This window comes from Clostridium sp. UBA6640 (genome assembly GCF_002455975.1).
Taxonomy (GTDB): Bacteria; Bacillota; Clostridia; order Clostridiales; family Clostridiaceae; genus Clostridium_J.
Window position 1 is genome coordinate 14,187 of sequence record NZ_DKLM01000074.1, and the last position, 9,101, is coordinate 23,287.

Consider the following 9,101-nt stretch of genomic DNA (forward strand, 5'->3'; position numbering starts at 1 on the left):
TAGCATATAAATAGCATATAAAAATGGAGGAGATAGGAAATGAGAGAAAATTCATCAAAGTCACTTTCAGAGAATTATTGGAAAACTATTGTATTTACCTTTTGTCTAGGTTGGACAATTATTTGGATATATAGGGCAATGTTATCCCCTATTTACTCAGAAATTCAGGGAACAATAGGGACGCAAACAAATGCAGCAATGGGATTGATTGCAAGTTGTTATTTCTTTGGCTATACATCAATGCAAATTCCTTCAGGATTTTTAGTAGATAAGTTTGGTCAGAAAAAAGTATTAATACCAGGGTTTATTATATTTACTTTAGGTGCAATAAGTATTGCATTATCAAAAACTATAGGAACTATTTATATGGGTAGTGTCCTTGCAGGGGTTGGTTGTGGAACTTATTATGGAGCAGCTTTCTCATTGACAGCTCAGCACGTACCGCCAAGCAAAAAGGGAATAGCAACAGCAATAGTAAATAGTGGTTCTGCTTTAGGTTTCATCATAGGTATGACTGGATCTAGTTATGTTGTAAAAACCTTGAATATGCCATGGCAGACAATGGTATATATTTCTGCAGCATTAATCTTTTTTATGGTGTTATGGTTCTTCTTTATGATAAAAAATACAAGCACTGTAAAAAAAGACAATCAGGTCAAAGCAAATACTGTTAAAGAAATAGATTCATCAGAAAAGAAATCTTCATTATTTAGCTTAAATATGTTTTCTTGCTACATTCTGTATTTTTGTACATGTTACGCTTATTATTTAATTGTTACATGGCTTCCAAAATTCTTAGAGACTGAAAGAGGAATTACAGGAGGGTTAATTGGATTAATAGTATCTATGATTTCAGTAACTGCAGTTCCAGGGGCATTATTCTTTGCTTACTTATCAGATAAAAAGAGAGATAAAAAATCATATATAATTATTGGACTTGAAGTTGCAGCATTTGTTTTAGTTGCAGTATCTATGATGGCACCTAATACAAGTAGTTTAGCTATAATCTTATTACTTTATGGATTTTTAGGAAAAATGGCAGTTGACCCAGTATTGATTTCTTATGTTTCAGATAAAGCAGATAAAAATAATCTTGCTACAACTTTAGGAACATTTAACTTCTTTGGAATGTCATCATCAATTATTGCTCCAGCAGCTACAGGTATTATTATGGACAGAACAGGTTCTGGAGTATTAGGATTTTATATTGGAGCATTTTTGTTAATTTTTGGGGTTGTGTTCTTTGCAGCATGTAATGCTAAGAATTTCAAAAATGCAAAACATACAGCTTAATTAATGCAGCTTAATTGAAAAAACTAGGAGGAAGTATTATGAGTTATTTAAATGGGGTTACAGGATATAGAGAAGATATCTTGGCTAACAGATCTATTATAAAACGTGGGAATTTTGCACTGATTGAACCGGATGGTATTGTGAAGAATGTAATTCCTAACTTTGAAAATTGTGAGGTTACCATCTTATCTTCTCCAAAGCTAGGAGCTTCATTTGTAGATTACCTATTGAATATTGAAAAAGGTGGATACAACCATTCAGGTTTTGGTGAAGATGGAATAGAAACCTTCCTTTATGTATTTGAAGGTGATTTAAAAGTATGGAATGAAGAAAAAGAGGCACAGCTTACAGATGGAGGATTTATCTTCTGTCCAGAAGATAAAAAATTATATTTTGAGAATACTGGAGATAAAAAAGTAAGGGCATTCTTATATAAGAGAAGATATGACCGTATAGAAGGACATAGCGCCTATACTGTAATTGGTAATATAAATGATGTTCAGTGGGCGGAATATGAAGGAATGAAGGATGTATTGGTAAAAGATTTTCTACCTTCTGCTACAGATATTGGATTTGATATGAATTTCCATATACTTGCTTTTAAGCCAGGAGCATGTCATGGATATATAGAAACTCATGTACAAGAACATGGAGCATATATCTATTCAGGACAAGGCATGTATAACTTAGATAATAATTGGCTTCCAGTAAAAAAAGGGGATTATCTCTTTATGGGTGCTTATAGTTTGCAGGCAGCTTATGGAGTTGGTAGAGATGAAGACTTTGCATACATTTATTCAAAAGATTGTAATAGAGATGTAAAACTATAATACAGATAAAAAAATTATATTATGAGAATCTCTGTAATATCCATGACTTAAGAGAAAAAAGACTTAATTTAAAATGAGATTTTCACAGGGATTTTCCTAATATACAAATGAAAATAGAGGTACACTTTAGCAAAATTAATATTTAATTACTGAGGGAGGAATTATAAAAATGAAAGTTGAAAGAAAAAAATTAAAACAGTTAATGAAGGATAAATTACATAAGGCTGGACTTAGTGATAATCATGCAGGTATAATATCTGAGATTTTAACATGGTCTGATGAGAGAGGATATCATTCACACGGAGCGGTAAGAGTAGAGTATTATGCAGAGAGAATTTTTAAAGGTGGTATTAATGCAAATCCAAAATTTGGATTTGAGAAAACCGGTCCTGCTAGCGGAATATATAGCGGAGATAACGGATGTGGATATGTAGCAGCAACTTTTTCTATGGAGGAAGCTATTAAGATGGCAAAAGAAACAGGAGTTGCAGTTGTAGGAGTAAAAAATATATCTCATAGCGGAAGTATAGGTTACTATGTAGAAATGGCTGCAAAAGAAGACTTAGTTGCAATTTCAATGTGTCAGTCAGATCCTATGGCTGTACCATATGGAGGTTCAGAGCCTTATTATGGAACAAATCCAATTGCCTTTGGAGCGCCTACTGCAGATGACAGAGCAGTAATATTTGATATGGCTACAACAGTTCAAGCTTGGGGTAAAATTTTAGTTTCACGTTCTAAAAAAGAACCAATTCCAGATACTTGGGCAGTAGATGAAGATGGAAATCCTACTACTGATTCAACTAAGGTAAATGCTCTAGTTCCTATTTCAGGACCAAAGGGATATGGACTTATGATGATGGTTGACGTATTATCTGGAATATTGTTAGGTCTTCCATTTGGAAAACATGTAAGCTCTATGTACGAAGATTTATCAAAGGGCAGAGATTTAGGTCAGCTTCATATTGTAATTGATCCAAGTAGATTTACAGATATTGAAAGCTTTAAAAAGAACATGTCAACTGTATTAGATGAATTAGGAGAAATAAAACCAGCGAAAGGTTTTGATAGGGTTAATTATCCAGGAGAAAGAGCGTTACTTAGAAAAGAAAAATATGATAAAGAGGGCGTTGAGATTGTAGATGACATCTATAATTATCTTATCAGTGACGCTATTCACTTTGACAACTATGATCATAAGAATAAATTTGCAGAATAAACCAGGAATGGGGTGATTTTATGTTAAAGACAATCATAAAAAAGGGAAATTATCACGATTCTGTTGTGCTTATGTTATTAACTAATAAGATTTCAACAATGGAGGGCGTTAGTAAAGTTTCTATCATGATGGCAACACCTTCAAATAAAGATATATACAAAGAAAGTGGAATGGCTACACCTGAATTATTAGAAGCAGGATCTAATGACATGGCAATTGTAGTAGAAACACAAGATGATATAATAGATGAGGTATTGAAGGAAGTAGATGAATTTTTCAAAAGCCAGTCAGCAAAATCCAACAAAAAAGGAGAATCTGATACTGTAATTTCATGGGATAAAGCAGTGGAGAAGCTTCCGGATGCCAATCTGGCAGTTATATCAATTCCTGGAATTTATGCGGCTTCAGAAGCTGACAGAGCACTTGATGAGAATTTAAATGTGTTTATGTTTAGTGACAATGTTACATTAGAGGATGAAAAAAGATTAAAAGAAAAAGCTCATAAAAAAGGGCTGCTAGTTATGGGACCGGACTGTGGAACAGGAATTATCAAAGGAGTACCTATAGCATTTACTAATAATGTTACTCCAGGGAAAATAGGAATTGTAGGAGCTTCAGGAACAGGTATACAAGAACTTACAACAATTATTGACCGTTTAGGAGAAGGTGTAACCAATGCAATTGGAACAGGAGGAAGAGATTTATCTGAACATATAGGAGCAATCACTATGATGGATTCCATTAATGCAATGGAAGAGGATAAGGATACAGAAGTAATTATTGTTATCTCAAAACCACCTGCTAAGAAGGTTCGCAATCAGGTAGTAGAACGCTTAAGAGATTTTAAAAAGCCTGTAGTTACATTATTCCTTGGTGAAAAACCTGAAGTACATGAAGAAAACTTTTACCATGCATATACACTGGATGAAGCAGCTAGAATTGCAGTAAGCCTATTAAGAAATGAAAAGGTACAAGGAGATAAGTTTAAAGCTAATGTAGATAAAAGCTTTTGTGCCAAAGAAAATAAGACAATTAAGGGATACTATTCAGGAGGAACATTGGCAGCAGAAGCGGCGATGATGATTCGTGATATATTAGATTTATCTTCACCTTTAGGGAAACAAGAAGGCTATATGTTAAATACATCAGGGCATATTGTAGTGGACTTAGGGGATGATAAATATACTCAAGGAAAACCACATCCGATGATTGACCCTACTAAGAGAGTGGAATGTATGAAAGAGGCAGCTGAAGATGAATCCACTGGAGTTATATTGTTTGATATTGTATTAGGCTATGGTTCTCATGAGGACATGGCAGGATCTTTGCTACCAGCTATTAAGGAATTGCAGGAGAAGGCAAAAGAGGAAAATAGAGATTTACATTTTGTAACAACAATATGTGGAACGAGAAAAGACTATCAAAATTATGATAAACAAAAGAAAATTATGGAAGATGCAGGAGTTATTGTTTGTGAAAGCAATAAACAGGCTGTAGAAACATCACTTGCTTTCATTGGTTATGACTTTAATGAAGGAGAAAAGCCTGTTATCCCTATGAAGAAAACAGCAGAGAAGTCAGAATATATTATATCAGAAGCTGTTCGTAGATTACTTCAAGAAAAACCAAAAATAATTAATGTAGGATTAGAAAGCTTTTCTAAGGTTCTAAAAGAATTTTCTTGTGAAGTGGTTCAATATAATTGGACTCCACCAGCAGGCGGGGATATAGAACTAATCGGAGCATTAAGTTATTTAAGAAATTACAAATTTTCTTAGGATAGGAGGTTTTTAAAATGGTTTATAAAACAATAGATGCTGCCAATAAGGCGGTTATTGGTAAAATAGTGACTTCATCTCCCGTTCTTCTAGATGTAGTACCGGCAAAGACTGTAATTGAGGAGCTAAATGAGGGGAAAGTTTTATTACATGCAGGCCCACCTATTAAATGGGAGAATATGCCAGAACCTATGCAGGGTTCATGTGTTGGGGCAGTACTTTTTGAAGAGTGGGCAGATACAGAAGAAGAAGCAAGAAATCTCCTGAATGAAGGTAAAGTTAAATTTATTCCATGTCATCATGTAAATGCAGTTGGTCCTATGGGTGGAATTACTTCTGGCAATATGCCAGTATTAGTTGTAGAAAATACAACAGAAGGCAATAGAGCATACTGCACTTTAAATGAAGGAATCGGTAAGGTATTAAGATTTGGAGCTTATTCTGAAGAAGTAATTGAAAGACTTAGATGGATGAGAGATGTGTTAGGACCGATTTTAGGAAAAGCTCTTAGAACTTTTCCAAGTGGATTAGCAGTTAATCCTATGGTTGCAAAAGCCATTGCTATGGGAGATGAATTTCATCAAAGAAACATTGCTGCTTCCTTAATATTCTTGAAAGAAATAAGTCCTGTTATTGTTAAGCTTGATATAGAAGAGGATCATAAAAATCAGGTTATCAAATTTCTTGCAGATACAGATCAATTTTTCCTTAATATCATAATGGCTTCTGCTAAAGCGATTATGGATGGTGCGAGAACAATTCAGCAAGGAACTATTGTTACAGCGATGTGTAGGAATGGAGAAAACTTTGGTATCAGAATAGCAGGAATGGGAGATGAGTGGTTTACAGCACCTGTAAATACTCCACAGGGATTGTATTTTGCTGGATATGACGGAGATATGGCAAGTCCTGATATGGGTGATAGTGCTATTACGGAAACCTTTGGTGTTGGCGGTATGGCAATGATTGCAGCACCAGCAGTTACTAGATTTGTAGGAACTGGAGGCTTTGACGATGCACTTGAAATTAGTAATGAGATGAGAGAAATTGTTATTGATGAAAATCCTAATTTCATTATCCCAACATGGAATTTCAAAGGAATATGTCTTGGAATTGATGCTAGAAAAGTGGTAGAAAAAGGTATTACTCCAGTTATCAATACAGGAATTGCTCATAAAAAAGCGGGATTAGGTCAAATTGGAGCAGGAACAGTGCATCCACCTATTGAGTGCTTTGAAAAAGCAGTTTTAGCATATGCGAAAAAATTAGGATATACAGAGTAATTACATTTATATAAAGCTTCATATGTATAACGAGGTGAATAGAGATGAAGGTGCAAGCCCAAAATGTTTCTGCTGAGTTGATGAAGCTGTTAAAAGATAAAGAGGAATATGCTGTTCATAGCTGCTTTGAAAGTGGATTTAATATAAAAGTAAATAAATTTTTATGTTTTGTTGGAAACAGACAAAACACCAAATTACCATATGGTATTTTACTTAAAGAACAGCATATATCCCCATTATTAGAATTAATAAATAGCAGAAAGATTAGTTTTCTTTGGAATAAAGAAACGAGTCAACTGGTAGCAGAAGGAATTACAATAGAATTTAAAGGATGCAAATCTTTTAGCAGTTTTTTAGACCAGAAGCCCTGTAAAATATCAAGATGTTGTTTTGATTTGCTTAAAGATAATATTGATATGAATATGAAGACGGGACTGGGAGTATCCTTATGGCAATTAATAGATGAAGATAATAGGGCAAGAGAGACACTATATTCCAGTTTCCAAAGCAAAGACAAAGATTTTATAAAGTCAATTTTGTTAAAATGGGTAGGATATGGATTAGGATTAACTCCAGCAGGGGATGATTTTTTAGTAGGTATTTTATTTGCCCATAAAATATGTAATATATTAAGTGAGGAATTTTTAGAAGGACTAGAGGAAATTATTAAAGAGGAAAAATATACAACAGATATTAGTACACATTATTACATCAGTGCCTTTGAAAATTGTTATAATGATGCTTTGCTTGATATGTATCAGGCGTTGATTACAGGTGATAAAAAAATGGTGAGAAGAAGCATAGATAAAATTCTTGAATTTGGACATACCTCAGGCCGTGATATGATGGCGGGCATTCTTGTAGGACTAAATTTATGGATTAAAAGGTTGTAAGGCATCTTCAAAAAATAAATAAGTCAGTATGCTCGTCTATTTTGTGTTATACTGCGTTAACAGAACCCTTAGATAGCTCTACTATCTGCGGAACCTATTTCCTTGTTTAACTCAAAATATACTTCTCATCTTTGACTTATTATTTATTNNATTTATTTTCAGATGCCTAAATTGGATTAGAAGATGATATAGGAGGGAACCTATGAAAAAAATAAAGACTATTTCTATGACAAAACAAATTCTTATTGGTGCTTTTCTAGGAATTTTGATAGGGATTATTTTTAAGGAGAAAGTAATTGGAATTAAAATTATAGGAGATATCTTTTTAAGAATACTCATGATGCCTGTAGTGCTATTAGTTATGGGAGCTGTTATTGAAGCTGTAGGAAATTTAGACTACCATGAACTCGGAAGAATTGGAGGAAAAATGTTTTTTTGGTTCATGATTACTACTTTTTTAGCAGCCGCATTAGGCATGGGCTTAGGAAATATTTTTATGTCAGGTGAAATAGCCAATGTTACTCAAGGTAGTTACATAGTTGAGGCAGTAGATCAGAGTCTCTATGATATCATTTTGAATTTTTTTCCAAGTAATATTTTTGCATCCATGGTGGATTCAAACATGATACAGATAATAGTTTTTTCTGTTATTTTCGGAGTTGCATTAAGTGCTTGGCATGTAAATCATAAAAATTGTAAATTCTTAGGAATATTGAAAGAGTTTAATGAAATTACTTTAAAAATGGTCACTATTATTATGAAAACCGCTCCAATAGGGATATTTGCTCTAGTAGCCTATACCACTGGAAGTACGGGTATTAAAGTAATAATACCATTAATGAAATTCTTATTGATTTTTGCGGTAGGTTCATGTATTCATCTTATTTTCGTAATCCTTTTTGTTTCTTTTTATTGTAAAGCTAGTCCTATTCGTATTGCAAACAAGTTGTCAAGAATGACATTATTTGCATTTGCAACTACATCCTCAGCAATTTCACTTCCTATCAAAATGGAGGATAGTGAAAAGAAACTAGGAGTTAGCGAAAAAGTGTCTAGACTAGTAAATCCACTTGGAATGACTTTAAACAGTAATGGGCTAGCAATGTATTTAGCTCTCTCTTGCATTATGATTGCACAATTTTACGGAATTGAAATATCTGTGATAAACATGATAAAAATAGTAGTACTGTCAACATTAGCATGCCTAGGTACAGTGGCGGTACCTGGAGGAGGGCTTATAGCATTGGCAATGGTAGTACCAAGTCTTGGGCTACCAGTAGAAAGCATTGCACTACTTTCTGGGATAGACTGGTTTTCGGGTATGTTTAGAACTGTATTAAATGTAGATATTGATGCGTTAATTGCAATGATAATTGCAAAAGATGAAGGAGAACTGGACTATGAAATATTAAATAATTAAAAAGTTTAATATTTTGTTGTAAGGCAGTTATGACTACGACTCCTTGTGAATAAAAAAATAAAAAAATTTTAATGTGAATTTAGAATATATTAAATTTTGGGGAGGAATATTATGAAAAGAATTGTTGTAGCCTTAGGTGGTAATGCACTTCAAGCGGAAGGCAAAGAAGCAACGGCAGAGTCTCAATTAGAAGTTGTAAAAGAAACAGCTGTTCATCTTGCTGATTTAATAGAAGAAGGGTATGAGTTAGTAATAGCCCATGGTAATGGACCACAGGTAGGAAGGATTGTAATACAAAATGAATATTCAAGTGAAGTAACTCCTGCTATGCCATTTGATATTTGTGGTGCAATGAGTCAAGGGATGATTGGTTATCATATACAGC

The 9,101-nt window shown here is 33.7% G+C and carries 7 protein-coding genes and 1 pseudogene; all 8 read left to right on the plus strand.

Annotated features, from left to right (window positions below; genetic code table 11):
* Positions 1 to 39 precede the first annotated feature (39 nt).
* Positions 40 to 1,293 carry an MFS transporter gene (locus B2W91_RS08195; protein WP_291579961.1) on the plus strand — a complete coding sequence of 418 codons (1,254 nt, stop codon included), beginning with the start codon at positions 40 to 42 and terminating at the stop codon, positions 1,291 to 1,293.
* Between the two features lie 38 nt (positions 1,294 to 1,331).
* Entirely contained in the window at positions 1,332 to 2,123 is a 792-nt protein-coding gene (gene allE / locus B2W91_RS08200; RefSeq protein WP_291579962.1) for a (S)-ureidoglycine aminohydrolase, read from the plus strand.
* 169 nt (positions 2,124 to 2,292) lie between these two features.
* On the plus strand, positions 2,293 to 3,342 hold the full coding sequence (gene allD, locus B2W91_RS08205) for an ureidoglycolate dehydrogenase (protein ID WP_291579963.1): 1,050 nt from the start codon (positions 2,293 to 2,295) through the stop codon (positions 3,340 to 3,342).
* Positions 3,343 to 3,362: 20 nt separating this feature from the next.
* A complete protein-coding gene (gene fdrA, locus B2W91_RS08210; RefSeq protein WP_291579964.1) occupies positions 3,363 to 5,120 on the plus strand; it encodes an acyl-CoA synthetase FdrA in 1,758 nt (585 codons plus the stop codon).
* Positions 5,121 to 5,137: 17 nt separating this feature from the next.
* Positions 5,138 to 6,403 (plus strand): DUF1116 domain-containing protein, encoded by a 1,266-nt coding sequence (locus tag B2W91_RS08215; protein WP_291579965.1) that lies wholly within the window; start codon positions 5,138 to 5,140, stop codon positions 6,401 to 6,403.
* Positions 6,404 to 6,447: 44 nt separating this feature from the next.
* Positions 6,448 to 7,296, plus strand: coding sequence for a DUF2877 domain-containing protein (locus B2W91_RS08220; RefSeq protein WP_291579966.1), 849 nt, complete (start codon positions 6,448 to 6,450; stop codon positions 7,294 to 7,296).
* Between the two features lie 202 nt (positions 7,297 to 7,498).
* Complete coding sequence (locus B2W91_RS08225; RefSeq protein ID WP_291579967.1) at positions 7,499 to 8,716, plus strand: dicarboxylate/amino acid:cation symporter; 1,218 nt, start codon at positions 7,499 to 7,501, stop codon at positions 8,714 to 8,716.
* A gap of 111 nt (positions 8,717 to 8,827) precedes the next feature.
* Positions 8,828 to 9,101, plus strand: a pseudogene (locus B2W91_RS08230) (carbamate kinase); the annotation flags it as partial.